We start from the raw sequence: 26,579 nt of genomic DNA on the forward strand, positions 1-26,579 counted from the left end.
GGCCCCCTGGTCCGGCCGCTGGCGGACGACTGCCGGCCACCCCGCCGCGGCTTTCCGCTTCCTTGTCGTTCCGCTTGCCGGACGATTGCCTATGGCTGGTTGCCGATCTTTGAACGCCTCGCCACATATGCCATGATCACTTTCCGGATGGATCCGGTTACGGTCCGGCACGTCCCCCTGCACAGCCGCCGGCGTGAGAACGATTGGGACCGACATGTGCACACCCCACACCCCGCCCCCCACCCCCCTGCCGGAGCCCCCGGGCACCGCCGCTCCCCACCCCGCCCCCGAGCCCGTACTGCGCGTCCTGGGACCGATGTCGGCCCGGCTCGGCGGTGCCGACCTCCCCCTCGGACCACCACGGCGGCGGGCCCTGCTCGCCCTGCTCCTCGTCCGCCTCGGCAGGGTCGTCCCCACCGAACTGCTCGTCGAGGAGCTCTGGTGCGAGGGGCCGCCGCGGCACCCCGTCGCCACCCTCCAGAGCCACCTCTCCCACCTGCGCCGGGTGCTCGCCCCGGCAGCCGGCCAGGGCACCTCGTCCGTGCTGCGCTACCAGGCGCCCGGATACGTGCTCCAGCTCGACCCGGAGCAGGTCGACGCGTTCCGCTTCGAGCAGATGGTCGCCGACGGGCGGCAGCTCCTGGACCGGCGCGATCCGCGCGGCGCCCGCGACCGGCTCATCGAGGCCCTGGACCTGTGGCGCGGCGCGCCCTACACGGAGTTCGGCGCCCAGCCGCCGCTCTCCGACGAGACCGCCCGCCTGGAGCAGGTCCGGCTCACCGCGCTGGAGTCCTGCGCGGAGGCCCGCCTCGCGCTCGGGGCCGCCGAGGAGGTGGCGGCCGAACTGGGCCTGGAGGTACGCCGCAACCCGGCCCGGGAACGCCTCGTCGGGCATCTGATGACGGCGCTGTCCCGGCTGGGACGGCAGGCCGAGGCGCTGGAGGTGTACGAGCGGACGCGCTGCCACCTGGTGGAGGAGTTCGGCGTGGACACCGCCGCCGAACTCCAGCGGGTGCACACCGCCATCCTCCGGCAGGAGCTGGACGACGGCGGTCCGGCGGCCCGTCTCGTGGCCGCGCCGGCCCCCGAGAGCCCGGCCGCCTCCCCCGGTCAGCAGGGCGGCCCGCCGCGCAGAGCGGACTTCCCGGCGCAGCACGCCGCGCCGGAAGCGACCGCGCATCCGCAGGAAGCCGCCGCGCCGTCCCGTGCCGCGAGGAACCGCCGGTCCGCGCGGAACGCGGACCGGGGCACGCCGGTGCAGGGACCGGCCAGAGGCGCACGGGCGACCGGGCCGCGGCGCCTGCACGGCGTCGGCCGGCTGCCCGCCCGCCCGGCCCCCGTCCCGGAGGACTGCACCGGCTCCGGCCCCGAAGGGACCGCGGCTCCCTGGCCGTTCACCGGCCGGGACCAGGAGCTGCACCGCCTGACCACGTCATCGGCCGGCGCGGCCACCGGCCACGGGTACCTGGCCTGCGTGCTCGGCGCCGCCGGGGTCGGCAAGACGCGGCTGCTGATGGAGCTGGCCCCGGCGCTGGAAACCGCCGGGGACGCCCTCGACGTGGTGTGGAGCCACTGCTTCCCCGGCGAGGGCGTACCGCCGTACTGGCTGTGGACCCAGGTGCTGCGCCACCTGTCGGCCACCCGTCCGGACGCCTTCCGCACCGCCACCGCGCCCTTCGACACGCTGCTCGCCCCGGTGATGCCCGAGCGCTCGGCCGGGCCCGGCGGGCAGGGGCACGAGGACGACTGGGCCCAGGCCCGGTTCCTGACCCACGACGCGGTGTGCGAGGTACTGCTCGCGCTGGCCGCCGAACGGCCGCTGGTCCTGCTCCTGGAGGATCTGCACTGGGCCGACGCCGCCTCCCTCGACCTGCTGCGGCTGCTCGGCACCCGCCGCCACGGGCACCGGATCAGCATCGTGCTCACCGCCCGGGACTTCGAGGCGGACTCCGACGCCACGATCCGCCGGGTGCTGGCCGACGTCCTGCGGGGCCCCAGGACCGAGACGCTGCGGCTCGGCGGGCTGTCCCGCAGTGCCGTCGCGTCCCTGGTGGAGGCGCAGGCCGGGCGCGGGGTCGGCGCTGACGTCGTGGACGCGCTGCACGAGCGCAGCAAGGGCAATCCGTACTTCGTCATGCAGTTGCTGTCGCTGCTCGGCGACGCGCGGCGTCTGCACGACGCGGACGCCACCGACGTCCTGCGGGCGCAGGTGCCGACCGGCGTGCGGGAGGCGCTGCGCCAGCGGTTCGCCGCCCTGCCGGAGCCCGCCCTGCGGGTGCTGCGGCTGTGTGCCGTCATCGGCACCGAGATCGACACGGACCTGCTGCACTGCACCGCCACCGAGGACGAGCCGGTGGCGTCCTCCCTGACGGAGGCGATCCGGGCGGGACTGCTCGGCGAGGACCCGCACCATCCCGGGCGGCTGCACTTCATGCACGCGCTGGTCCGCGAGACGCTGCTCGACGTGCTCGCGCGCGACGAACGCCACCGGCTGCACGCCCGGGTGGCCGAATCGCTGTGCACGCGCGGCGGCACCCAGGTGGGCGACGAGGAGTTCGAGCGCCTGGCCCACCACACCTGGCACGCGCAGGACGCGCTCCCCGCCCGGCAGGCCCTCCCCCGGCTGTTACGCGCCGCCGAGCAGGCCGAGCAGCACCTGGCGTACGAGAAGGTCGAGACGTGGCTGCGCCGGGCCGTGCACCTCGCGGGCCTGCTGCCCCGTGACGACGCGTCCGCCCGCGCGCTGGAGCAGCGGCTGTACATCCAGCTCGGGCAGTTGCTCGCCATCGTCCGCGGATACGGTGACGCCGAGGCGGAAGCGGCACTGACCCGGGGCCGCGCCCTCGGGACGGTCACCCGGGCGCCCGAGGACCCCTCGGTGCTGTGGGCGCTGTGCTCGGCGTTCCTGGTCACCGGCCGGTACGACGAGTCACGGCAGTTCTCCCGGCTGCTGCGCGACATCGGCAGCCGTACGCGCCACCCGGTGGCCCTGCTGGGCGCGGCGTACGGCAAGGGCGTCGCGCTGCACGTACGCGGCCGGCTGCCGGAGGCGCTCGCGGAACTGGAGCGGAGCGTCGGGCTGGCGGACCGGTTCGCCCGGGAGGGCCGCACCCTGGCCCGTACGTTCCAGCACGACCCGCGCGTCTCCTGCCGGTCCTACGACGCCTTCACCCACTGGATCCTGGGCGACCGGGACACCGCCCGCGCCCGCCGGAGCCAGCTCATGGGCCTGACGGCGTACGAGAGCAGGCCGTCCGACCGGTCCTTCGCGCTGTACGTGGACGCGGTCCTCGCCGCCTGGGAAGGCGACGCCGAGACCGCGCGGGCCTCCTCCGCCGAAGGGGCGCGGCTGGCCGGGGAACACGGGCTGCTGTACTGGAAGGCGATGCTCCGCCTGACGGAGGGCTGGTCCCTGACCCACCTGGGCCACGGCGACGAGGGCGTCACCCAGATGCAGACCAGCCTCGCCGAACTGCGCCCCTCCCGCTCCCACTTGCGGCTCCCCCTGCACCTCGGCCTGCTCGCCCAGGCCCAGCACCACGCCGGCCGCCGCGACGACGCCACGGCCACCCTCCGCAAGATGCTCGCCGTCATCGAACACCGCCGTGAGCACGTCTACCTGCACCACGCCCTGCCCGCCACCGCCCTGCTGCACGACCTCCTGGGCCGGCATGTGACCGACGTCGCCCTCTCGGGCTGAGAGCCGGCGTCACGGCCCGGCCGACCGGCCCGCTCCCCTGGGGACGCGCGGCCGGTCAGCCGGTCGCGGTGACCACGCGCGTGCGCATCCACGGCCCGCCCCACCACATGCGCCAGCCCGCCGAGCGGACAGCGACCCCGCTGACCGGCAGCCCGTCCAGGACGTCGCGGTAGAAGGGCACGGAGCCGCCGATGTCGGCGATCACCAGCCGGCCGCCCGGCCGCAGGACGCGGACCGCCTCGGCCACCGCCCGGCGCCGCCCCTCGGCGTCCTTGATGTTGTGGATGGCCAGGCTGGACAGCACCACGTCGAACTCGCCGTCACCGAAGGGCAGGTCCCGCAGGTCGCCGGTGCGCAGCTCCACCCGGTCCTGGACGTGCTCGGCCCGCGCGTTGCGTTCGGTGGCGCTCACCGCGTTGCCCGTCTGGTCGACGCCACGCCACAGGTCCACCCCGACCGCCCGGCCCTCCGGCACCCGGCGGGCACCCGCCAGCAGCACGGCGCCGCGCCCGCACCCGAGGTCCAGGAGCCGCTCGTTCCCGCGCAGCTCCAGCCCGTCCAGCAGGTCCTCCCAGACGGTGAACTTGCCCCGCCGGGTGGCGTGCGCGTACAGCACGAAGGCGACCGCCATCACGAGCGCACACAGGAACGGCAGCCAGGCCACCCCGATTCCGGGCCCCGAGAGCGTGCCGAACCCCGCCAGCACCGACCCCACCGCTCCGCAGCCGAGGCCGAACAGCGCGTACGGGGCGTCGACGCCGTACGCTCCCCGCCGTCGCCCGCGTCCTCCACCGGTCCCACTCGGCACGATGCAGCCCCTCCCCGAAAAATCACGATCAGATACGACGTCATCGTACGAGTCACCCGCGCACCCGGTCTGAGCCACTTACCCCCGCACGCTTCTCCACCCGGGGACGAGGCCCGCGCACCCGGCCCCGGCAGCGGACGCCAACCGTCCGTTCCGGGCCAACACGGCGTACATTTTGCGCGACTTCAGGACATCTGAGCCCATTGGGGGTTGTGAGGCGGCCGCGGTCCATGACACTCATGTGCTCGGGAGTGCTCCGTGAGCCGCCGCCCCTGAAGCCCGAGCGCCGGCGCACCGAGCGCGCCGGCGACGGCAACGCGTCGGCCCCTCCCTGCCGTTGCGCATCACCGGGCGCACCGCCGCCCGGCAACGGCAGCCGCCCGGGACATCTCCCGGCACCTACCCGGTCCCACTCGGATGAGGAGACATCATGCGCGCATCCAGACGCTGGAAGACCACGGTCTGCGGTGTGATAGCCGTCACCGGCATCGCTCTCGGCACGGGCACCGCCCACGCCGTGCCGATCGGCCAGACCATGAACGGCAAGATGACCTACTACAACGACAGGGGCTACGGCGCCTGCGGCACGCCCATCGACGCCACCTCGCAGGACCTGGTCGCCGTCTCGGCCTCCTACTGGACCTCGCCCAACCCGAACAACGACCCGCTCTGTGCCGGCATCGAGGTGCAGGTGTCGTACAACGGCAGGACCATCACCGTGCCGGTCAAGGACAAGTGCCCGTCCTGCGCCCCGACCCACATCGACCTCAGCCAGGCCGCCTTCCGCAAGCTGGTGCCCGCGGGCACCGACATGGTCCCGAACGTCACCTGGAAGTTCGTCCGCTGAACCGGCCGCGGCCGGCCGTCCTGACGTGACGGCGACGGCCGCGGCGGGGCGGGTCCGACGGGCACCGGTGCGCTCTCGCGCCGCCGCGCCTGCCCTCGGGCCCGCTCGTCTTCCGACGACCACGCAAACCGCTTGCGCTGTTTGCGCTAGCGTTGCGTGCATGACGCGACGACTTGCGCAGGTGGCGAAGAAGGTGGGCGTCTCCGAGGCGACCGTCAGCCGGGTGCTGAACGGCAAGCCCGGTGTCTCGGAGGCCACCCGGCAGGCGGTGCTCACCGCGCTGGACGTGCTCGGCTACGAGCGGCCGACCCAACTGCGCGGCGAGCGCGGCAAGCTCATCGGGCTGGTACTGCCGGAGCTGTCGAACCCGATCTTCCCCGCCTTCGCCGAGGTCGTCGGTGGCGCGCTCGCCCAGCGCGGGCTGACCCCCGTCCTCTGCACCCAGACACCGGGCGGCATCCAGGAGACGGACTACGTCGACCTCCTGCTCCAGCAGCAGGTGTCCGGCGTGGTGTTCGCGGGCGGGCTGTACGCGCAGGCGGACGCGCCGCACGACCACTACCGGCTGCTGCACGCCAGGAACCTGCCCGTGGTGCTGGTCAACGCGCCGATCCCGGGCCTCGACTTCCCCTGCGTCTCCACCGACGACGCGGTCGGGGTGGAGCAGGCGTGGCGTCACCTCACCTCGCTCGGGCACGAACGGATCGGCCTGGCGCTCGGCCCGTCCGACCATGTGCCCTCGCGGCGCAAGCTCGCCGCCGGGCAGGCGGTGGCACGGGCCGCGGGCGGTCCAGGGCTGCCGCCGGAGCACGTGGTACGGGGCATGTACACGATGGAGGGCGGCCACGCGGCGGCCTCCCGCCTGCTGGACGCCGGGGTGACCGGCATCGTCTGCGCCAGCGACGTCATCGCGCTGGGCGCGGTGCGGGCCGCGCGCCGGCGCGGGCTGCGGGTGCCGCAGGACGTGTCGGTGGTGGGGTACGACGACTCGCCGCTGATGACCGTGACGGAGCCGCCGCTGTCGACGGTGCGGCAGCCGATCGACGCGCTGGGCCGTACCGCGGTCCAGTTGCTGACGGCGCAGATCGACGGCCGGGAGGTGGTCCGCGACGAGATCCTGTTCGAACCGGAGCTGGTGGTACGGGGATCGACGGGGCCGCGCGCCGCACGGTAACCCGGACGACCGCCGGAAGCCTCGGCAGCGCGGGGTTCGAGTCGGCCAAACCGCTGTCAATAATTTGCAGATTACGCGCGCGATATTGCGCTCTTCTGACCCCGGTGCTTGAGTGAGCGCCAGTACCCGTCGCCTCGTTCGCCGCCTCACTCGCCGCCCGGCTCACGCTCAGAGGGGTCCACCGATGTCATCCACGGGAAAACGCGGACGCACGCTCGCCTGCCTCACCGTCGCGTCCCTGACCGCGCTCACCGCCTGCGGCACCAGCAGCGGCGACGGCGCCGAGGACGCGCCGGGCGGCACGGTACGGCTCACCGTCAACGGGCAGCCGCCCACGACGCAGGCGTTCGAGCGTGCGCTCTTCGACAAGCATGTGCGGCAGTTCGAGAAGGCCAACCCCGGCATCGACATCGTGCCGCACGAAGGCTTCATGGACCCGAAGACCTTCAACGCCAAGCTGGCGGGCGGCAAGCTCGAAGACGTCTTCTACGTCTACTTCACCGATGCCCGTGGCCTGATCGCCAAGCGCCAGGCGGCCGACCTCACGGACCACCTCAAGGACATGCCGCACCGCGCGGACGTCCAGGACGAGCTGATGAAGGTGTTCCAGGACGGGAAGGGCCGCCAGTACGGCCTGCCGACCGCCAACTACTCGATGGGCCTGCTCTACAACCGCACCCTGTTCAAGAAGGCCGGGCTCGACCCGGACAAGCCGCCGCGGACCTGGGCGGACGTCCGGGCCGCCGCGAAGCGCATCGCCGCGCTCGGCGACAACACCGCCGGTTACGCCGACTTCTCCAAGAACAACCAGGGCGGCTGGCACTTCACCGCGGAGCTGTACTCCCGCGGCGGCCGGATCGCCACCGAGCAGGACGGCCACTGGAAGGCCGCGTTCAACACGGCGGCCGGCCGGGCCACCCTCCAGGACCTGCACGCCATGCGCTGGAAGGACAACTCGATGGGCAGCAGACAACTGCTCCAGGCCGAGGACGCCCAGCGGATGATGGGCAGCGGCAAACTCGGGATGTACCTCGCCGCGGCCGACAACATCACCGTCATCGCCAAGCAGTTCGGCGGCCGGTACCAGGACTACGGCCTCGCACCCGTACCCGACGGCAGGTCCACCCTGATCGGCGGCGAGGGTTACATGATCAACCCCAAGGCGTCCCCGAAGAAGATCGCCGCCGGGATCAAGTGGCTGCAGTGGAAATACCTCGACCCGGACCTCGTCGAGCGGAACATCCGGGACAACGTCGCCGCGAAGCTGCCCGTCGGGCTGCCCATGCCGCCCACCCCCGACATCTGGAAGGGTGCCGTCCGCGACCGGGTGGAGGCGGCCAAGCACAAGTACGCCAACATCCCCGTCGGCAACTACCAGCCCTTCATGGACGCGGCGCCCCGCATCACCGGCGTGCTCGAACCCCCGGAGGCACAGCGGGTCTACGCCGTGCTCGACAACGCGATGCAGGCGGTCCTCACCGACAAGGACGCCGACATCGACGCGCTGCTCGCCACCGCGCAGAAGAAGGCCGACCAGATCTACAGCGCGCTCCGATGACCACCGCTCCCCTGCTCAAGAAGCCGCCGTCCCGGTCACCGGCTACTGCGGCGCAGGGGCGGCGCGCCGCTCGACTGCGCCGCTCGGTGCGCGAGCACCTCACCGCATACGGCTTCCTGTGCGCCGCCGTGGTGATCTTCGCGCTGTTCTCGTGGTGGCCGATCGTCCGCAACGTGCTCCTCGCCTTCCAGGACGTCAACTTCGCCACCGGCAGCACCTGGACGGGCCTGACCAACTTCGAGAAGCTCTTCGCCGACCCCCTGCTGGCCACGGCCTGGCGCAACACCGCCGTGTTCACCGCGTACGCGCTGGTGCTGGGCTTCTTCGTACCGTTCCTGACCGCGGTGCTGCTGAACGAGTTCCGGCACGCCCGCGCGTACTTCCGCGTCCTGGTGTATCTGCCGGTGATGCTGCCGCCGGTGGTCGTGGCGCTGATGTGGAAGTGGTTCTACGACCCGGGCCCGGGGCTGCTCAACGAAGTCCTGCGCACCCTCCACCTGCCGACCTCCGCCTGGCTCGACTCCTCGTCCACCTCACTGGTCTCTCTGGTGATCGTCTCCACCTGGGCCAACATGGGCACCGCCACACTGATCTACCTCGCGGCACTCCAGACCATCCCCGGCGAGCTGTACGAGGCGGCGGAGCTGGACGGCGCCAACCTGTGGCAGCGGCTGCGCCACGTCACGGTTCCGCAGACCCGCTTCGTCCTGCTGGTCCTCCTGCTGCTCCAGATCGTCGCGACGATGCAGGTGTTCACCGAGCCGTACGTGATGACCGGCGGCGGGCCCGACGACTCCACGGTCACCGTGATGTTCCTCGTCTACCGCTATGCCTTCGTCTACAACGACTTCGGCACCGCGAGCGCGCTCAGCCTGCTGCTGCTCCTCGTCCTCGCCGCGTTCTCCGCCCTCTACCTGCGTGTGACCCGGACCAAGGAGGGCTGATGGCCGCCTCGACCCGTACGCTCATCCGCCCCTCCGTCCTGCGCACCCGTAAGGGAAAACTCGTCTACTGGTCGGTGCTGACCGTGGCCCTGGCGCTGTTCACCCTCGCGTTCCTGGTGCCGCTGTACTGGGCCGTGACGGGCGCGATGAAGACCCCGGCCGAGCTGGCGCAGAACCCGCCCACCTGCGTGCCTGCCGAGTGGCACCCGGAGAACTACGCCCGTGCCTGGCGGGAGATGGACCTGACCCGCTACTTCCTCAACACCGTGCTGCTGGCCGGCGGGGCTTGGCTGATCCAGCTCGCGGTGCAGGTACCGGCCGCGTACGCGCTCTCCAAGCTGCGGCCCCGGTTCGGGAACGTCGTCCTGGGACTGATGCTGGTCACGTTGATGATGCCCGCCACCGCGCTGCTGGTGCCCGTCTACCTCACGGTCGTCGACGTCCCGCTGTTCCACCGCAACCTGATCGACAGCCCGAGCGCGGTCTGGCTGCCCGCCGCCGCCAACGCCTTCAACATCTACATCCTCAAGAACTTCTTCGACCGCGTGCCGGACGAGCTGCTGGACGCCGCCCGGATCGACGGCGCCGGCCCGCTCGGCACCCTGTGGCGGATCGTGCTGCCGCTGTCCCGGCCGATCCTCGCCGTCGTCTCGATCCTGTCGGTCGTCGCCGCGTGGAAGGACTTCCTCTGGCCCCTGCTGGTGCTGCCGGACCCGGCGAAGCAGCCGCTGAGCGTCTTCCTCCAGCGCGTCGCCCAGGACACTCCGCTCAACAGCCTGGTGGCTGGCCTGGTCCTGGCCTCGCTGCCGCTGATCGCGCTGTTCCTGGTCTTCCAGCGGCAGATCGTCGCCGGTCTCGGCGCGGGCAGCCTCAAGGGCTGAGAGCCGCCGGGGACCGCACCGCCCCCCACTTCCCCGTACACCGCGTACGAAAGGACTCCCCCTTTGTCCCGCACGGACTGGTGGCGTACCGCCGCCATCTACCAGGTGTACGTCCGCTCCTTCGCCGACGGGAACGGCGACGGCACCGGCGACCTGGCCGGGGTCCGCGCCCGGCTGCCGTACCTGGCGGAACTCGGCGTCGACGCCCTGTGGTTCACCCCCTGGTACCTCTCGCCCCTCGCCGACGGCGGCTACGACGTCACCGACTACCGCACCGTCGACCCGGCCTTCGGCACCCTCGCCGAGGCGGAGAAACTGCTGGCCGAGGCGCACGAACTGGGGCTGCGCACCATCGTGGACATCGTGCCGAACCACGTCTCGGACCAGCACCCGTGGTTCCGGGCGGCGCTCGCCGCCGGCCCAGGATCGCCGGAACAGGACCGGTTCCACTTCCGGCCGCCCTCCGCCGAGCCGCCGAACGACTGGGTGAGCGAGTTCGGCGGCGTGCCCTGGTCCCGTACGGAGCACGGTCAGTGGTATCTGCACCTGTTCAGCCCCGGGCAGCCGGACCTCGACTGGAGCCACCCGGAGGTACGCCGCGAGCACGAGGACGTGCTGCGGTTCTGGTTCGAGCGCGGCGCGGACGGCGTACGCATCGACTCCGCCGCGCTGCTCGCCAAGGCCGACGGCCTGCCCGACATGCCCCGCGACGGCGGCCCGCACCCCTTCCACGACCGTCCGGAACTGCACGAGATCTACCGCTCCTGGCGGCGGCTGGCCGACGAGCACGGAGCCGTCCTGATCGGCGAGATCTGGCTGCCGGACCCCGAGCGGTTCGCCCGCTACCTGCGCCCCGACGAGCTGCACACCGCCTTCAACTTCGACTTCCTGTCCCGGCCTTGGGACGCGGCCGAGCTGCGTACGTCCATCGACCTCACGCTGGCCGCGCACGCCCCCGTCGGCGCCCCCGCCACCTGGGTGCTGGCCAACCACGACGTGACCCGTACGGTCACCCGTTACGGGCGGGCCGAGGACACCGGGTTCGCCTTCGCGCGCAAACGCTTCGGGGTCCCCACCGACCTCGCCCTGGGCACCCGCAGGGCCCGCGCCGCCGCGCTGCTCACGCTGGCCCTGCCGGGGTCCGTCTACCTCTACCAGGGCGAGGAGCTGGGCCTGCCGGAGGCCGAGATCCCGCCTGAGATGGTCCAGGACCCGATGTACGCCCGGTCCGGCGGGACCGCCCCGGGCCGGGACGGCTGCCGGGTGCCGCTGCCGTGGCACGCGGACGGCGACGGCCCGTCGTGGCTGCCCCGTCCCGACGGCTGGGAGCGGTACGCCGCCGAACGGCAGGCGGCCGAGCCGGACTCGATGCTCTCGCTGTACCGCACCGCGCTGCGGCTGCGCGTCGCCTTCCGGGACGCGGGCCCACTGCGCTGGCTGCCCACGGACACGCCGCAGGTGCTCTCCTTCGCGCGCGACGTGCCAGGCGGCGGCAGCGTGCTGTGCCTGGTCAACCTCGGTACGGCCGACATCGCGCTGCCCCCGCACTCCGAACTTCTGCTGGCTTCCGGCCCGCTGTCGTCAGTGGGCACGCTGCCGCAGGACACGGCGGTCTGGCTGCGGGCCTGACCCGGGCCCGGCCGCCGCCCTCTCCCCACAGAAGGGAACGTCATGGGCTCCACCCGACCCACCACCCCATCACGCAGAAGGGCCTGGCGGCCCGTACTGGCCGCCGTGCTCAGCACGGGCCTGCTGGCGACCAGTTGGCAGGCGTTCTCCGCCGAAGCCGCCACCGGACCGGCCGGTTCCGGCACCGGCCCGCTGACGGCGCGGCTCAGCGGCGACGGGGCAGCCCGCGCCCACGACGGCGACCCGGACACCTACGCGAAGGGCAGCGCCGCCCACTGGGTACAGGCCGACCTCGGCGCGACCCAACGCCTGGGCCGGGTCGAACTCGCGCTGCCCGGCAAGGCCCAGCAGGTCCAGCTCCAGGGCTCGGTCAACGGCCGCGACTTCGTCGAACTGTCCGACTCCCGGGCCCGCCAGGGCCACGTCACCCTGCGCCTGGACGGCGCGCCGGTACGGTACGTCCGGGTGGCCGGAGCGCAGCGGGTCGGCGAACTCTCCTTGTTCCCCGCGACGTCGGGCGACACGGCGCCTCCCGGGACACCACAGAACGTCCGGCTGGACGGCGCGACGCTGCGCTGGGAGCAGGTGCCGGGCGCCTCCGGGTACGACGTCTACGCCGACGGCCGGCTGCGCGCCGGACTGCCCCCGACGGCGACGCACTGGGAGGACACCACCGCGCCCGGCGGCACGGCGCACCGGACCACCTACACCGTGCGGGCCCGTGACGCGGCGGGCAACCAGTCCCCCGACGGGCGTACGGCCACCCGGACGGTCGCGGCGGGCACGGGCTCGTCCCGCGCGGCCTTCACCCCGTCGTCCGCGAAGCCCGCGCCGCAGCCCCGGCGCGCCGGGGCCAGGGCCACGACGGGCGCGACCATGCCGTACACCACCGTCGAGGCGGAGTCCGGGGCCACCGGCGGCGGCGCGCAGGTGGTCGGCCCGAACCGCAGGATCGGTGACCTGGCAGGCGAGGCGTCCGGGCGCAAGGCCGTGACCCTGAAGCAGACCGGGCAGTACGTGGAGTTCACCACCCCGGTGGAGACCAACACCCTGGTCACCCGCTTCTCCATCCCGGACGCACCGGGCGGCGGTGGGACGAACGCCAAGCTCAACGTCTATGTGGACGGCCAGAAGGCCAAGCCCTTCGACCTCACGTCGAAGTACGCCTGGCTGTACGGCCCGGAGGCGGCCCCGGTGAACGACCCGGGCGCGGGCCCGGCCCGGCACATCTACGACGAGGCGCAGCTCGACCTCGGCCGCACCGTTCCGGCGGGCAGCAAGATCCGGCTCCAGAAGGACGCCGACAACCCCTCCACGTACGCGATCGACTTCGTCGACTTCGAGAAGACGGCCGCGGCGCCGAACCCGGACCGGCGGGCGTTCGTGGAACCGGCCGGTTTTGGTCACCAGGACGTGCAGAACGCGCTGGACCGGGCCCGGATGGACACCACCGGCACGATCAAGGGCGTCTATCTGCCGCCGGGCGACTACCAGACGTCGAGCAAGTTCCAGGTCTATCTGAAGCCGGTGAAGGTGATCGGCGCCGGGCCGTGGTTCACCCGCTTCCACGCCCCGGCCGGCCAGCAGAACACCGATGTGGGCTTCCGCGCCGCCGACGGCGCCGACGGCTCGACGTTCGCCGGGTTCGCGTACTTCGGCAACTACACCTCGCGCATCGACGGCCCCGGCAAGGTCTTCGACTTCCAGCGCATCTCCGGCATCACCATCGAGAACATCTGGGCCGAGCACATGGTCTGCCTCTACTGGGGCGCCGACACCGACCGGATGACGATCCGGAACAACCGCATCCGCAACACCTTCGCCGACGGTCTGAACATGACCAACGGCTCCAGCGACAACCTGGTGGCCAACAATGAGGCACGGGCCACCGGTGACGACTCCTTCGCGCTGTTCTCCGCGCTCGACTCGGGCGGCGGCGAACAGACGCACAACGTCTACGAGAACCTCACCTCCAAGCTCACCTGGCGGGCCGCCGGCCTGGCCGTGTACGGCGGGCAGCTCAACACCTTCCGCAACATCCGCGTCGTGGACACCCTGGTGTACTCCGGGGTGACCATCTCCTCGCTGGACTTCGGCATTCCGATGAACGGCTTCGGGCCCGGCCGGACCACGTTCGAGAACCTCGGCATCGAGCGCGCGGGCGGCCACTTCTGGAACGGCCAGACCTTCCCCGGCATCTGGCTCTACTCGGCGTCGAAGCCCTTCCGGGCGATCCGGGTGAACGGCGCCACGATCACCGACCCGACGTACCACGGCATCATGTTCCAGACGAACTACGTGGGCCAGCAGCCGCAGAACCCGGTCCAGGACACCGAACTGTCCGACGTGACCGTCTCCGGGGCGAAGAAGAGCGGCGACGAGTACAACGACCGGTCCGGCTTCGGCATCTGGGCCAACGAAGCGGCCGGTGGACCGGCCGTGGGCCAGGCGGCCTTCCACCGTCTGACGCTCCGCGACAACGCGCAGAACATCCGCAACACCACCTCCACCTTCAAGATCACCGTCGACTGACGCGTCCTTCCCTCCCGGAAACCGGGCCCCTCCCCGCACGGCCGCGCCCCGTCCCGCTCCGCCCGCCCCGCGTCCGGAAGTCGTCCACCGATTTACCGGGTTCGTTGTCGGGGTGAACAGGCGGCCGCTTGCATGTCCCCGTTCACCCCGGTGACCGGTGCCGGGCGTGTGGCACGGGACGGAAGGAGTCGCCTTGCGCGAGCGTGGAGCGTACGACGGGAGAGCGGGACGGGAGAGACCGGACGGCTCGGGCGGTCCGGCCGGGTTACGCGGGCCGCGTGGAGCGGCCGGTGTGCGGAAAGGTTTCGCCAGTGCGGCGGCGCTGCTGGGCGCCGCCGCACTGGTGGTTTCGGCGGTGCCCGCCGGAGCGGCACCCGCGGGGTCGCCGACCGGCCCCGGTGAGGTGGTGCCGGGTCCGCGCACCGCCACGCCCGCGCTGGTGGAGGGCGTCCGGGAAGCGGCCAAGGGCACGGGCAGCGCGGCCGACGCGGCGCGCGGGCACCTCGCGGCGAAGGAGAGCCGGTACCACATCGGCGATCCGGGGCGTGACCTGCGGCCCGTGGGGACCGTGACCGCGGGCGGCCACGAGACCGTACGGCTCCAGCAGAAGCACCGGGGCGTGGACGTCCTGGGCGGGCAGTACGTGGTGCGGATGGAACGCAAGGGCGGCGAGCGGATCGTCACCGGCACGTCCGGCAAGTACTTCACGGGGCTGACGACCGGCGTCGAACCCGAGGTGGACGCGGCGCTGGCAGTCGAGCGGGCCGTCGACGCGGCCACCGGCCAGTTGCTGGCCGACCGGCTGCCCCGGGAGGACGCACAGCCGCTGACCGGCACCGATCGCGGGCTGGTCGTCATCCCGAGGGGCGCGGGCCTGCTCACCCGGCACGTGACCGTACGGGGCACCCACCCGGTCACCGGCGTGCCGGTGCTGCACGAGGTCTACGTCGACGCCCGCGCCGGGTACCCGGTGCTCCAGTACAGCGGCATCAAGACGTTCCGTATCCCGGGGGACGGCACGGCGGCCCGCGCGCCGGAGAGCGGACGTACCCGGCCGGGCGCAGGCCGCGCGGCGGCCGAGGAGCCGGGCGTGAAGGGGTCCGGGGTCAAGTACGACGGGAAGACCGTCGAACTGCCCCTGGCGTACGAGGAGTCCCGTAAGGCGTACGTGATGCGGGACCACACCCGCATGGCGGACAGCACCAAGAACACGCTGTCCACCTGGGACGCGCGCGGCAAGGACGTCAGCGACGTCGCCGGTACCTGGCCGTACGACATCCTCGAATTCGGCTCGCCGACCCCGGCCTTCGGGCCGGACGCCACCGAGGCGGGCGCGGTCGACGCGCACTGGTCGGCCGGCAAGGTCTACGACTACTACCGCGAGCGGCACGGCCGCGACAGCCTGGACGGCCGGGGCATGGCCGTCAACTCGCTGGTGGGCGTGACGCAGCTCGGACAGCCGTACATCAACGCCTTCTGGGACGGCACCAAGATGGTCTACGGCGGCGGCGACGCGGAGTACCGCACGCTCTCCGCCGGTCTGGACGTCGTCGGGCACGAGATGACCCACGGCGTCGTGGAGAACTCCGCCGACCTGGTCTACGCGGGCCAGTCGGGCGCCCTGAACGAGGCCGTCGCCGACTACTTCGGCAACGCCGTCGAGACGGACACCTACGACATCCCCATGGACAGTCCCGACTCCGGGCTGCTGGGCGAGACGCTGTGCCGGAACAAGCCCGCGCGCGAGTGCGCCACCCGCGACCTCAACGACGGGCGGACCACCTCGCAGTCCTTCCTCGGTGTGTCCTTCTCCGTCGACAACGGCGGCGTCCACCTCAACTCCACGATCTTCTCGGGTGCTCTGTGGGACCTGCGCGAGGACCTCGGCAAGACCCTCGCCGACCGGATCGTCTACAAGGCGCTGACCGAGTACCTGACGCCGCTGGACGGCTTCACCGAGGGCCGCGCCGCCGTACTGGCCGCCGCACGCAGCCTGAACGCGACCGACTCCCAACTGCGCATCGCTGAGCGGGCATTCAACGCCCACGGCATCGTTCCCGGCTGGGAACTGGCCCTGGGCGTGGACTCCGACCAGCTCCTCGGACGCGTCAACACGGACGGCTCCGCGTCCGGCGCGGGCGGCGGCTGGTGGGCCGCCGCCAAGTCCAACGACGACGGCACCGAGCCGTACTCGGTCTGGGCCGGGCGGGCCGACGGCACCGGCGCGCAGAAGCTGATGAGCCCCAACGACGGCCGCTACCACGTGCACCCGGCCACCGACGGCCGGACGGTGGTATGGCTGGCGATCAACCGCAGGTCCATGGACATCCTCGCGCGGCCACTCGCGGGCGGGCCCGTCAAGAAACTGTGGTCGGGCCGGCGCGGCGCCTCCTTCCTGCGGGTCGAGGGCGACGTGGTGGTGTTCGAGACCCGGCCCCGGCCGGCCGGGGAGAGCGTACGGTACGTGCGGCTGAGCAACCCGACCGCGGTGAAGGTGAACGACGAGCCCGGCCTGCGGACGGGGTACCCGTCCATCGCCGGCGGCCGGATCGCGTACGGCACCATCCGCCGCGACGGCCTCACCCGCACCTACGGCGTGGAGACGCTGGACCTGAAGACGGGCAAGCGCACGACGATGGGGCAGTTGGGGACCCCGGCCCGCGTCGGCCCGACCGCGATCACCGGCAAGCACGTGTTCTGGCTGGTGCCCACGGACGACGAATCGGGCCTGACGGCACTGCGCCGCGCCGCTCTGGACGGTACGGGGGTGACGGACCTCAGCCCCGGCGAGGGCCCGGGCGCCCTGCGCGCCTCCGGCCTCGTCGCCACCGACGAGGCGGTCACCGTCGCCGCGTCGACGCCCGACACGGTGTACCGCAACGAGACGCTGCCCAAGCTGTGGCAGTTCCCGGCCGACGGCAGCCGGCGGGACCGGGTCTCCTGCAACCGCGGCGAACAGGCGTGGCCCGCCATGCCGGGCGGGCGGCAGGTGGTGTGGGTGGACGGTACGGCCGGCTACACCGACCTGGTCACCCGGACCCGTCCGGCCGGGCGCTGCGGCTGACGCGCCGGTGAGCGGGGCGGGCGGCCGGGCGCCGGCGGCCCGTCCCCCCGGCAGGGTGACGGCCAATTCCGCCCTGACCTGGAGAAATAATACGCTGATTCGATCTCCACCCTAAATAGAGTGAACACCCTCCGTTCCTCGCGACAAACGGCGCCGCATCGGGTTGATTGGTGGTCGGCGGCCCACCAGCCGTGGTGGCGGGCACCGGGTGTCCCCGCCAGGCCGCCTGTCCTTTTTCTCAATGTACGAGGAGCAACATTCCATGTCGCGTGCCATCAAGACTGCCGTCGCCGCCGCGGGAACCTGCGCCATCATCCTGGGCGGCGCGAGCCTCGCGACTGCCGACTCCGGGGCCCAGGGCGCGGCGCTGAACTCGCCGGGCGTGGTCTCCGGCAACACCGTTCAGGTTCCGGTCCACGTGCCGGTCAACGTGTGCGGCAACAGCATCAACGTCGTCGGTCTGCTCAACCCGACCTTCGGCAACACCTGCGTCAACGACTGACGTCGACCACCTGACGCGCCACCGCCCCGGGCGGGACGGCGTGTGATTCCCGGTGCGGGACGGCTGTACAGCCGTCCCGCACCTTCGTCGTGTGTGCGGCCCGTACGGTCAGGCGCTGGTGGCATCGCGCGGCAGCCGCAGGCGCCCGGCCACCACGTCGCGGGCCACGTCGGCGATGGGACGGTCGGTGGCGAAGGCATGGGCGCGCAGCCGCGCCAGGGCACTGGCCAGCGGCACCCGGAGGTGGACGCTGAGCATCCCGGTGGCCTGGTGGACTTCCGAACGGTGCAGGTCCGAAGGGCGCAGGACGCGCGTACGGGTGTGCCGACCGCCGAGCAGGAACAGGGTCAGCGCGTCCGCGAGCGTCAGCGCGTCGGCGGCGCTCTCCGGCGCGAGCCGGCGGGGTGTGCGGCAGTGACAGGTCAGGGCGCCGACGCGCAGCGCACCGAGGCGCAGGGGGAAGGCGAAGACCGCCCGGATGCCCAGTTCCCGTGCCTGCGCGGCGAACATCGGCCATCGGGAGCCGTGGGTGCGGGACAGGTCGGCGACCAGGCACAGGGCGCCGTCGCGGGCCGCGTCCAGGCCGGGGCCCTCGCCCAGGGTGAACTGGAGATCGTCCAGACGTGCCCCGTCCGGGTCGCTGTGCCACAGCAGTTGCGAGCCGTCGAAATGCAGCGAGACGGCCGTGCCGTCCACGTCCAGCAGCACGGCGCACTGGGCGCACCACCCACGGGACGGTCCCGGTCCACCGGGCTGCAGCTTCTCGATCAGGCTCGCGACGGTCTGTCCCGACATGGCTCCCCCACCCACCGCAACGGACCGTCCCGGGGGCCCGCTGCGGGCCGCTGTCACGCCAATGTATGACAGCCACGGACCGGAGGGTGCGCCGAACGCGGTCTCAGCTCGCCGTGTCCGCGCGCCGAAGGACGGGGTGCGCGGCGGGAGTTGCCCACCCGCGCAGTACGGCGTCGATCGTCGACCGGAAAGCGGTCTCGGCTGCGGCACCTTCGAGGGCACCGGCGAGTTCGAGGGTGACGAGCCCGTGCAGGGCGACCCACAGCGACACGGCGATCTGCGGGGTGCCGCCCGCGAGGACGCCGTCCGCCACGGCCCGGTCGATCGCCGCGACCAGCGGCCGCACCGGGTCGCGGTCGCCGACCCGGTCCGACGGGACGAAGGACTGCGCGCCACCGAACAACACCGAGTACAGATGGCGGTGTTCGCGCCCCCAGCGGCGATAGGCCACGGCCAGCGCGTACAGATCGTCCAGGGCGGCTTCCGAGCCGGGGACCGCCGACAGGTCCTGGAACAGGCCGGCGACCGCCTGGTCGCGCACCTCGCGGATCAGTCCGTCCTTCCCCTGGAACAGGGTGTACACCGCCGCCGTCGACGTGCCGGCGGCGGCGGCCAGCGCGCGGACCGTGACCGACTCCTGGGGGCGGGTGGCGAACATCTCGGTCGCGCATGCCACCAGCCGCTCTCTGACTGCGGCGTCGTTCGTTCTCGGCCTTCCCATGGGGAACACCCTACCCGCCCTGCTAACATCGTTTCAAAACAGCGTTTCAAAAGCAGGGGGAGATCGACCGTGTCACCGTCCGTCCACCGTGTCTTACGCTTTACCGGCCTCCTCCTGGCGCTCATCGCCGCGGCGGCAGGTCTGGTCGCCGCCTTCCTCGCGCTCGTCATCGCCACCGACGGCGCGGGCTCGGGGTTCCTCGCCTGGTCCGTGACCGTCACCGTTGCGGTCCTCGCCGCGCTGTGGCGGGGCCGGCGGCGGCCCTGGCGGAAGCGGCTGGTCCCTCTCCTGCCGGTACTCGTCGCAGCAGCCCTGACGCTGTCGGTGTGCATCCCCACCGTCCCCACGGCGCGCCGCCACCCGCCCGCCCTGCCGTTCGTGACCACCGAACACTGGAGCCTGGCCACCGGCAGCCGGGTCGCGGTCTACCACTACCCGCCCACCGGCGACGGCCCCCGGCACCGCGCGCCACTCGTCTACCTCAACGGCGGCCCGGTACGCGGCATTTCGCTGCTCGACCACCGCTTCCTGCAACGGCTCGCGGGGCAGGGCCACGACGTGTACGCCTATGAGCAGGCCGGCGGCGGGCGCAGCGACCTGCTGCCCATGGACCAGTACTCGATCACCCGGTCCGTCCGTGACCTCGGTGCCTTCGTCGGTGAGCTGGGCGCACGCGGCAAGGGCCGCGCCGATGTGCTGGGCTTCTCCTCGGGCGGGGTCGTGCTCACCCGCGCGCTGGCCGAACCGGCCGTCGCCGCCCGCCTGCGCCGGGCGGTCATCGCCGAGCCGGGCCCGATGGACGGCCCCACCGCCCGGATCGCGGGGCAGCGGGGCCGGCCGTCGGCCCGCGACATCGCACCGGCCATGACCGGACCGCGCTCCACCCGCGTCCCTCGGTACGCGATCGCGTTCGGCCTCCTGCGGCTCGGACTGCTGAGCCCCGGCAACGGGCTGGTGGGCCAGGCGGAGGGCGACAACGCCTTCACCGCCGCCGACCTCGGCAGCGACACCGCGTCCGCCTACTGCGCGCGGGACGCCCACCGCATCCCGGTCGAGGACACGGCGCGGAACTTCTCCTTCAGCGCCGCCGCCAGCCTCCGCGTCCAGGAGACGGTCGAGGACTCCCCCTCCCTCGCCCCTCGGCTGAAGCGCTCGCGGACACCCGCGATGCTGATGATCGCCGAGTGCTCCTCCCAGGTCCGGCAGTGGGAGACCACCGTCCTCGCGGCCGACCCCGCCGTCCGGCGCACCCAGTACATGCCCGGCGTCGGCCACCACATGTGGAACGGCCTGGACGACAACGACCGCCGAGCGGCAGCCGTCATCACCGCATTCCTCCAGGACAGGCCCGCCCCGCTGCCCGACTACCCGACCCGCGCCGACGTCCCGGCCTTCCTCCGCGACCACAAGTGAGCGGCCGGGCACCCGTCCCGACCGGCCGTCCGGAGCCCTGCCGTCAGGTCTTCTGCCCCGAAGCGGCGAACGCGCGGATCATCTCCTCGATCTCGTGCAGGGCCAGCACGTGGTCCACCGCAGTGGCCTCCAGCGTGGCCCGGGGCATGCCGGGGTAGTCGGCGGTGTCCGGGTCCTGGACCACGACGGTGCCGCCGCGGTCCTTGACGGCCCGGGCACCCGCCGCGCCGTCGCGCCCGGTCCCGCTGAGCACGAAGGCCCAGGCCCGGTCCCCGTAGTGCTCGGCGACCGAGGTGAACAGCCGGTCCGCGGCGGGCCTGACCCGGTTCACCCGTTCCGTGCCGGACAGGGCGAGGACGCCGCCCGGTCCGACGAGCAGATGCCGGTCGGGCGGCGCCAGGTGGACCCGCCCGGCCACGGCCCGCTCACCGTCCCGGGCCAGGGCGACCGGTACCCGCGTACGCCGCTGGAGGACCGTGTCGAGCAGCGTGCGGTGCCGCGGGCTCAGGTGCTGTACGACCAGGATGGGCACCGGCGGCCCCACGGTGAAAGAGCTGAACAGCTCCAACAGCGCGAACACCCCTCCGGCCGAGGCGGCGATGGCCACCATGGCGCAGCTCTCGTCGATGCACCGTGTCGCCGCCATACGGCGACCCTAACGGCGGACGGTCACGGCGACACGCCCCGCGCCCCCCGGTTCACTTCCCCGGCGGAGGCAGCAGCGTCGGGTTCTCACCGTCGAGTATCTGCTGGGGCCGGTGCTTGATGTGGTCCCGGTATTCCGGGTGGGTCAGGACGTAGAAGCGCTCCTCGTGGATGGCCCGTACCACCGCGTCGCCGATGGTGCGCGGGGGACGCCGAAGTTCTCGAAGGCTTTCCGGGCCGCTTCGACCGACCAGTTGGCCGGGACCCGGCCCGCGTCGGAGTAGCGGGCCGGCCGGTTGCGCTGGGAGTGGTAGATGTCCGTGGCGACCAGGCCGGGGCACAGGACGGACACGCGTGGCTTGTGGCCGCTCTCGACGAGTTCCAGGTGCAGTGTCTCCGAGAGGGAGACGACGGCGGTCTTCGTCGCCCCGTACAGCGAACCGCCCGGCAGCAGTCCGGCCATCGAGGCGGTGTTGACGATGTGCGCCTCCTCGTCCTGCTCGATCATGACCGGCAGGAACGTCCGGATGCCGTGCACGACGCCCATCAGGTTCACGCCGAGGATCCACGCCCAGTCGTCGAGGGTGCTCTCCCAGCTCGGCTTGCTGCCCGTGTAGACGCCCGCGTTGTTGCACAGGACGTGTACGGCGCCGTAGGCGCGCAGGGCGGATGCGGCGAGCGCGGTGACGTCGTCCGCCTCGGCCACGTCGGTGACGACGGCGTGCACGTCGGCGCCGCCGTCCCGCAGTTCCGCCGCCGTGACCCGGAGCACCGCCTCCTCCACGTCGCTGAGCACCACCCGCATGCCCGCGTCGGCGAACGCCTCGGCCATCCCCCGCCCGATGCCGCTCGCGGCACCGGTGACCACGGCGGTCCTGCCCCTCAGGTCGTCCATGTCCCCTCCGATCACGGCAGGCTGCCCGGCCCGCTCCCCCGCCCGTGCCGGTGGCGTGCCCGTCTCAGTCGAGCGTGCGCCGTACGCATTCGGTGACCACGTCCCGCAGGCTGCCCGTGCCGCGCAGCAACTCCCGTTGCACGCGGGCGCCGTTGCCCGTCTTCAGCAGGTTCGCCAGCGCCTCCTGGGCAGGCACGATGTCGCCGCTGTCCTCCAGGGCGTCGCGTACGTGGTCGAACAGGGCCCGTACGACGGCCTCGGCCGGGGCCGGGCGCATCGTGACGGGGTGGATGAGTTCGCCTTCCAGGCCCGACCGGGCGGCCCGCCACGTAGCCAGGCGCAGCAGCGCGACGGTGTGGCGGCCGGGCGGGACGCCGTCGTGCCACTGGCGTACCGCGGTCTCCACCAGGCCGCGGGTCAAGGTGGCCAGCAGCACGGTGGTGGACGGGTCCAGGCACACGTCGGCGACCCGGGTCTCCACGGTGGGGTACGCCTGGGACAGGCGCGCGTCGAAGTAGACCATGCCCGCGTCCTTCAGCACGCCGCTGGCGGTCATGTCGCCGACCTGCTCGTGGTAGCGGTCGGCGGTGCCGAACACCTCGACCGGGCCGGCCGACGGCCAGCGTCCCCACACCCGGTTGCGGTAGCTGCCGTACCCGCTGTCCCCGCCCTGCCAGAACGGCGAGTTCGCGCTCATCGCCAGCAGTACGGACAGCCAGGGCCGTATCCGGTCCAGTACGGCCACGCCCTCCTCGTCGGAGTCCACCGAGACGTGGATGTGGCAGCCGCACGTCAACTGTTCCTGGGCGGTGAGGCCGAAGTTCTCCGCGAGCCACTGGTGGCGTTCGCCGCTGCCGATGGACGGGCTCACCTCCAGCGGCGAGGTGGCCAGGGCGGCCACCGACGCCCGTACGCCCTCGGCATGGCGGGCCGCCTCCGCCCGCCAGCGCCGGATCTCCTTGGCCAGGTCGCCCATGTCCGTCTGCGGCCGGGTGGCGAACTCCAGTTGCTGCCGGTGCAGCTCGCTCTCGAAGACCTCCTCGTTGCCCAGCGGGTCCCGCGACGCCGCCGCGAGGACCGCCGCCGAGAGCGCCCGCGGCTCACCGGTCCGCGCGTCCACCAGCAGCAGTTCCTCCTCCACACCCACACTGCGCACGTCGTCCACCCTTTCTCCGCTTCCGGAACCGCACGCGTACCCCGGCCCCGGCCGCTCACTCCCGGTGACTTCCCGGGCCACGGTGAACCGGCCGGGGCCCTTCGGCCACGGTGTACGCGGGTCAGGCGGACCGGGCTGCCGCCAGTCCGTCGGTGGCGAGCAGTTCCTCGCCGTAGGCGTCCCGCAGCCAGGTGGGCCGGTAGACGGTGTCGAGATAGCGCTCGCCGAGGTCCGGGGCGATGGCGACGGCGGTGAAGCGGTGCGGGTGGTGGCGGCTGAGCCAGGCGGTGGCGCCGCTGACGACGGTGCCGGTGGAACCGCCGAAGAGGAAGCCGCGGCCGGCCAGCCGGTGACAGGCGCGGACGGTGTCCGTCTCCTCCACCCGGACCACCTCGTCGACGAAGGAGGTGTCGAGCAGGTGCGGCGGGACGCTGGTGCCCAGGCCGGGGATCATCCGGCGGCCCGGGGCGCCCCCGAAGGACACCGAGCCGACGCTGTCCACCGCGATGACGCGCACCGGGCGGTGCCACGTACGGAAGTAGCGGGCGCAGCCCATGAGGGTCCCGGTGGTGCCGGCGCCGACGAACAGGACGTCCAGCCGCGGGAACTGGCGGGCGATGGCCGGTGCCGTGCTGCGGTAGTGCGCCTTCCAGTTGTCGGGGCTGGTGAACTGGTTGAGCCAGACGTAGCGGTCGTCGGAGGCGGTCAGGTTGCGTACGTAGTCGATGCGCGCGCCGAGGAAGCCCTGGCCGGCGTCCGGCTCGGTGATGACATGCACCTGGCTGCCCAGCGCCTCCATCATCCGCAGGGCCGACAGGTTGCAGCGGGCGTCCGTCACGCACAGGAACCCGTAGCCCTTGCTCGCCGCGATGATGCTCAGCGCCACGCCCAGGTTTCCGGACGAGGACTCGACCAGGGTGGCCCCCGGTGTGAGCACCCCGTCGCGTTCGGCGGCCGCCACCATCTCCGTGGCGGCCTTCAGTTTGATCGAACCAGCGAAGTTGAAGCCCTCGCACTTCAGGTAGAGCGGGTGCCCGAACGTCGCCCGCAGGTCGACGTAGAGGTCCTCCTCGTTGAAGTCCAGCGGCAAGGATATGACTGGCACTTTGTCCCCCCTCGTTCTGCAGTGCACACAGTCGTTCGTCCGGGCCGGCGCGGCCGGTGCTTCGACACCGGCGCCGCGTTCATCCGTACCGGCGTAATTCGTGGAAGAAGTCGTCGATCAGGTGCAGGTCCCCGGTGCGGGCCACCGCGCCGTGGACGAAGGCGCCGACGGCCAGGTCGAGCACGCCCAGGCCGAAGGGCGAGAAGACCACCGTCCGGTCCGCGGGCACCCGCACCCGGCCGGCCAGCACGTCCGCCAGCGTCCCGGTGACGAAGTCACGGCCGCCGCTGAGCTGTTCGGCCAGGTGGGGCGAGGTACCGGCGCGCAGGCAGTGGTCGGCGTCGTCGACGATGTTGGCCGCCGCGAGCAGGATCTCGGGAGCCAGGTCGCGCAGCGACACGTGCAGCACCAGCGGGTGGTGCGCGAACCACGAGAGGTCGCCGATGTGCGGCCGGGCGGCGACGGTGGCGAAGACGACGAGATCGCTGGCGCGGACAAGCTGCCCGGGGTCGGTGTGCAGGGTGACCTGAGCGGCGGCCGGGGACGCTTCGGCCGCCGATTCGAGGTACGTACGGAAGCCCGCCGCGCTGTCGGCGGACACGTCGTACACGCCGATCGCGTCGAACCGCCAGCCGGTGGCGGCCAGGAAGGTGTGGATGTAGCGGGCGATCAGGCCGGTGCCCACGAAGCCGACGCGGCGCGGTCGCGGGCGGCCGCGGCTGAGCCGGTCGGCCGCCGCCACCGCGGACGCCGCCGTCCTGGTGGCGCTGATGATCGAGCTTTCCAGGCAGGCGTACGGATATCCGGTGGCAGGGTCGTTGAGGATCAGTACGGCCGAGGCCCTGGGCAGGCCGGCGGCCACGTTCTGCGGGAAGCTGGAGATCCACTTGAGGCCGTCCACCGGCGTGGGCCCGCCGAGCGAGGCGGGCAGCGCGATGATGCGGGAGTCCGGGCGGTCGGGCAAGCGCAGGAAGTACGACGGCGGGTCGACCGTGTCACCGGCGCCGTGCAGCCGGTAGGTGGCTTCGACCAGCTCGACGATCTCCCGTTCCCGGCCGCGCAGGGCGTGCCGCACCTGAGCGCCGGAGATCACCGCGAAGGACGGCGCGGTGCGCGGCGCCCCCGGTACGGGCTCCGTCCCGGCGGGGCGGGTGAGCGTCATGACGCGATCGCCTCCGCTCCGGGCACGCGGGCGGTCGGGCGCACCGCGTCGGTCATCGCCACGAGCACTTCGCGCGGCCCTTCGTAGGGCTCCCTGCTGTGGGCCGTCCGGACGTTGTCGACGACCATCAGGTCGCCGGGCTGCCACGGCTCGCGCGCGGTGTGGGCCTCGTAGACGGTGTTGAGCAGTTGTACGACGTCCTCACCGATCGGGTCGCCGCCGCCGTAACGCGTGTCGAACGGCAGCGCGTCGGCGCCGTACAGGTCGGTCAGGTACTCGCGCACCTCGGGGTCCATCGTCCAGGCGTTGAGGAAGGCGATCTGGTTGAACCAGCAGCGGTGGCCGGTCACGGGGTGGCGCAGTACGGCACCGCGCCGCTGCCGGGTGCGCAGGCCGCCGTCCGGCTGCCAGGCGAAGTCGATGGCGTGGCCGCGACAGTAGCGTTCGACGGCACGGCGGTCGTCGGTGCCGAACGCCTCGGTCAGGGAGGCGCCCACCTCGTCGTTGTAGCTCCTGGTCAGCAGCCAGCCCTCCCGTTCGAAGCGGCCGGTCAGCTCGGCGGGCAGCGCGTCGAGGACGGCGGACGCGTCGGCGACCGCGGTGGCGCCGCCGCTGCCCGGTGCGGTCAGACAGGCGAAGAGCAGCAGGCCGGGGGCGTCGAGGGTGTAGCTGAGTTCGTGGTGCATACACATCGGCTGGTACGGCGGCCACTTCGCGGAGGAGTACACGCCATCGGCGTACTCCCGTCGCGGGGCGAACGCCTCGCGTTCCGTGAGCAGGCCGGTGGCCAGGTGCCGGAAGACGGCACCGGCCTGGTCGGCGTCGTGCAGCCCGAGGCCGCGTACCAGGACCGCGCCGTGCTCGACGGCGAGGGTGCGCAGGGTGTCCCGGTATCCGGCGGCCCAGCTCGCCGCGTCGCCGGTGGGTTCGGCGAGGAGGACCGGGGGTGTGCCGGGGAGCAGGTTCAGGTCGAGTGGCGGGGTGGCGGGCGGGTGGGGCATGGGAGGCCCTTTCGGTCGTGGGTGGCGGTCCGCAGGAGAGTTCCGGG

19 protein-coding genes and 2 pseudogenes are annotated in these 26,579 nt (G+C 72.6%); 12 read left to right on the top strand and 9 right to left on the bottom strand.

The features are described from left to right. Positions 1-214 precede the first annotated feature (214 nt). On the top strand, positions 215-3,700 hold the full coding sequence (locus EJG53_RS04015; RefSeq protein ID WP_125049139.1) for an ATP-binding protein: 3,486 nt from the start codon (positions 215-217) through the stop codon (positions 3,698-3,700). Between the two features lie 55 nt (positions 3,701-3,755). Here EJG53_RS04015 and EJG53_RS04020 read toward each other — a convergent pair whose 3' ends face one another. Next, positions 3,756-4,508, bottom strand: coding sequence for a class I SAM-dependent methyltransferase (locus EJG53_RS04020; RefSeq protein WP_244954964.1), 753 nt, complete (start codon positions 4,506-4,508; stop codon positions 3,756-3,758). Between the two features lie 430 nt (positions 4,509-4,938). On the opposite strand from EJG53_RS04020, the gene EJG53_RS04025 reads away from it, so the two are divergent. The 10 genes and pseudogenes from EJG53_RS04025 (at position 4,939) to EJG53_RS04065 (ending at position 17,639) form a co-directional block, all read left to right on the top strand. After that, on the top strand, positions 4,939-5,355 hold the full coding sequence (locus EJG53_RS04025) for a cysteine/serine endopeptidase inhibitor (protein ID WP_125043627.1): 417 nt from the start codon (positions 4,939-4,941) through the stop codon (positions 5,353-5,355). Between the two features lie 160 nt (positions 5,356-5,515). Beyond that, positions 5,516-6,529, top strand: a complete 1,014-nt coding sequence (locus EJG53_RS04030) for a LacI family DNA-binding transcriptional regulator (RefSeq protein ID WP_125043628.1) — start codon at positions 5,516-5,518, stop codon at positions 6,527-6,529. A gap of 184 nt (positions 6,530-6,713) precedes the next feature. Next, on the top strand, positions 6,714-8,087 hold the full coding sequence (locus tag EJG53_RS04035; RefSeq protein ID WP_125043629.1) for an ABC transporter substrate-binding protein: 1,374 nt from the start codon (positions 6,714-6,716) through the stop codon (positions 8,085-8,087). Next, complete coding sequence (locus tag EJG53_RS04040; protein ID WP_125043630.1) at positions 8,084-9,031, top strand: carbohydrate ABC transporter permease; 948 nt, start codon at positions 8,084-8,086, stop codon at positions 9,029-9,031. The genes EJG53_RS04035 and EJG53_RS04040 overlap by 4 nt, the downstream gene beginning before the upstream one ends. Then, positions 9,031-9,912, top strand: coding sequence for a carbohydrate ABC transporter permease (locus EJG53_RS04045; protein ID WP_125043631.1), 882 nt, complete (start codon positions 9,031-9,033; stop codon positions 9,910-9,912). Before EJG53_RS04040 ends, EJG53_RS04045 begins: the two co-directional genes overlap by 1 nt. A gap of 63 nt (positions 9,913-9,975) precedes the next feature. Next, a complete protein-coding gene (locus tag EJG53_RS04050; RefSeq protein WP_125043632.1) occupies positions 9,976-11,541 on the top strand; it encodes a glycoside hydrolase family 13 protein in 1,566 nt (521 codons plus the stop codon). A 42-nt stretch (positions 11,542-11,583) separates the two neighbouring features. Further along, positions 11,584-12,009, top strand: a pseudogene (locus EJG53_RS43810) (discoidin domain-containing protein); the annotation flags it as partial. 399 nt (positions 12,010-12,408) lie between these two features. Continuing rightward, positions 12,409-14,073: pseudogene (locus EJG53_RS04055) on the top strand (glycosyl hydrolase); the annotation flags it as partial. Positions 14,074-14,365: 292 nt separating this feature from the next. After that, a complete protein-coding gene (locus tag EJG53_RS04060) occupies positions 14,366-17,137 on the top strand; it encodes a M4 family metallopeptidase (RefSeq protein ID WP_244954965.1) in 2,772 nt (923 codons plus the stop codon). A gap of 262 nt (positions 17,138-17,399) precedes the next feature. Next, on the top strand, positions 17,400-17,639 hold the full coding sequence (locus EJG53_RS04065; RefSeq protein ID WP_031010307.1) for a chaplin: 240 nt from the start codon (positions 17,400-17,402) through the stop codon (positions 17,637-17,639). A 108-nt stretch (positions 17,640-17,747) separates the two neighbouring features. Here EJG53_RS04065 and EJG53_RS04070 read toward each other — a convergent pair whose 3' ends face one another. Both EJG53_RS04070 and EJG53_RS04075 read right to left on the bottom strand, forming a co-directional pair. Beyond that, on the bottom strand, positions 17,748-18,434 hold the full coding sequence (locus tag EJG53_RS04070; protein WP_125043634.1) for an ANTAR domain-containing protein: 687 nt from the start codon (positions 18,432-18,434) through the stop codon (positions 17,748-17,750). 103 nt (positions 18,435-18,537) lie between these two features. Beyond that, positions 18,538-19,155 carry a TetR/AcrR family transcriptional regulator gene (locus tag EJG53_RS04075; RefSeq protein ID WP_125043635.1) on the bottom strand — a complete coding sequence of 206 codons (618 nt, stop codon included), beginning with the start codon at positions 19,153-19,155 and terminating at the stop codon, positions 18,538-18,540. A gap of 69 nt (positions 19,156-19,224) precedes the next feature. Here EJG53_RS04075 and EJG53_RS04080 point away from each other — a divergent pair, with 69 nt between their 5' ends. Beyond that, positions 19,225-20,568 (top strand): alpha/beta hydrolase, encoded by a 1,344-nt coding sequence (locus tag EJG53_RS04080; RefSeq protein WP_125043636.1) that lies wholly within the window; start codon positions 19,225-19,227, stop codon positions 20,566-20,568. A 43-nt stretch (positions 20,569-20,611) separates the two neighbouring features. On the opposite strand, the gene EJG53_RS04085 is transcribed toward EJG53_RS04080, so the two are convergent. The 6 genes from EJG53_RS04085 to EJG53_RS04110 form a co-directional block, all read right to left on the bottom strand. Next, positions 20,612-21,214: a chemotaxis protein CheB gene (locus EJG53_RS04085; protein ID WP_167515045.1), complete on the bottom strand. Its 603-nt coding sequence runs from the start codon at positions 21,212-21,214 to the stop codon at positions 20,612-20,614. 144 nt (positions 21,215-21,358) lie between these two features. Continuing rightward, positions 21,359-22,108: an SDR family NAD(P)-dependent oxidoreductase gene (locus EJG53_RS04090; RefSeq protein WP_125043637.1), complete on the bottom strand. Its 750-nt coding sequence runs from the start codon at positions 22,106-22,108 to the stop codon at positions 21,359-21,361. 64 nt (positions 22,109-22,172) lie between these two features. Further along, positions 22,173-23,264, bottom strand: a complete 1,092-nt coding sequence (locus tag EJG53_RS04095; RefSeq protein ID WP_125043638.1) for a glutamate--cysteine ligase 2 — start codon at positions 23,262-23,264, stop codon at positions 22,173-22,175. 121 nt (positions 23,265-23,385) lie between these two features. Next, on the bottom strand, positions 23,386-24,369 hold the full coding sequence (gene sbnA / locus EJG53_RS04100; RefSeq protein ID WP_125043639.1) for a 2,3-diaminopropionate biosynthesis protein SbnA: 984 nt from the start codon (positions 24,367-24,369) through the stop codon (positions 23,386-23,388). A 79-nt stretch (positions 24,370-24,448) separates the two neighbouring features. Continuing rightward, positions 24,449-25,531 carry a 2,3-diaminopropionate biosynthesis protein SbnB gene (gene sbnB / locus EJG53_RS04105; protein WP_125043640.1) on the bottom strand — a complete coding sequence of 361 codons (1,083 nt, stop codon included), beginning with the start codon at positions 25,529-25,531 and terminating at the stop codon, positions 24,449-24,451. Continuing rightward, on the bottom strand, positions 25,528-26,532 hold the full coding sequence (locus tag EJG53_RS04110) for a TauD/TfdA family dioxygenase (RefSeq protein ID WP_125043641.1): 1,005 nt from the start codon (positions 26,530-26,532) through the stop codon (positions 25,528-25,530). Before EJG53_RS04110 ends, sbnB begins: the two co-directional genes overlap by 4 nt. Between the last annotated feature and the right edge of the window lie 47 nt (positions 26,533-26,579).

The sequence above is a fragment of the Streptomyces chrestomyceticus JCM 4735 genome, assembly GCF_003865135.1.
GTDB lineage: Bacteria > Actinomycetota > Actinomycetes > Streptomycetales > Streptomycetaceae > Streptomyces > Streptomyces chrestomyceticus.

Coding starts and splice junctions, on each gene's coding strand:
- EJG53_RS04015 (WP_125049139.1), top strand. CDS start 215: ATGTGCACACCCCACACCCCGCCCCCCACCCCCCTGCCGGAGCCCCCG.
- EJG53_RS04025 (WP_125043627.1), top strand. CDS start 4,939: ATGCGCGCATCCAGACGCTGGAAGACCACGGTCTGCGGTGTGATAGCC.
- EJG53_RS04030 (WP_125043628.1), top strand. CDS start 5,516: ATGACGCGACGACTTGCGCAGGTGGCGAAGAAGGTGGGCGTCTCCGAG.
- EJG53_RS04035 (WP_125043629.1), top strand. CDS start 6,714: ATGTCATCCACGGGAAAACGCGGACGCACGCTCGCCTGCCTCACCGTC.
- EJG53_RS04040 (WP_125043630.1), top strand. CDS start 8,084: ATGACCACCGCTCCCCTGCTCAAGAAGCCGCCGTCCCGGTCACCGGCT.
- EJG53_RS04045 (WP_125043631.1), top strand. CDS start 9,031: ATGGCCGCCTCGACCCGTACGCTCATCCGCCCCTCCGTCCTGCGCACC.
- EJG53_RS04065 (WP_031010307.1), top strand. CDS start 17,400: ATGTCGCGTGCCATCAAGACTGCCGTCGCCGCCGCGGGAACCTGCGCC.
- EJG53_RS04070 (WP_125043634.1), bottom strand. CDS start 18,434: ATGTCGGGACAGACCGTCGCGAGCCTGATCGAGAAGCTGCAGCCCGGT.
- EJG53_RS04075 (WP_125043635.1), bottom strand. CDS start 19,155: ATGGGAAGGCCGAGAACGAACGACGCCGCAGTCAGAGAGCGGCTGGTG.
- EJG53_RS04085 (WP_167515045.1), bottom strand. CDS start 21,214: ATGGCGGCGACACGGTGCATCGACGAGAGCTGCGCCATGGTGGCCATC.
- EJG53_RS04090 (WP_125043637.1), bottom strand. CDS start 22,108: ATGGACGACCTGAGGGGCAGGACCGCCGTGGTCACCGGTGCCGCGAGC.
- sbnB (WP_125043640.1), bottom strand. CDS start 25,531: ATGACGCTCACCCGCCCCGCCGGGACGGAGCCCGTACCGGGGGCGCCG.
- EJG53_RS04110 (WP_125043641.1), bottom strand. CDS start 26,532: ATGCCCCACCCGCCCGCCACCCCGCCACTCGACCTGAACCTGCTCCCC.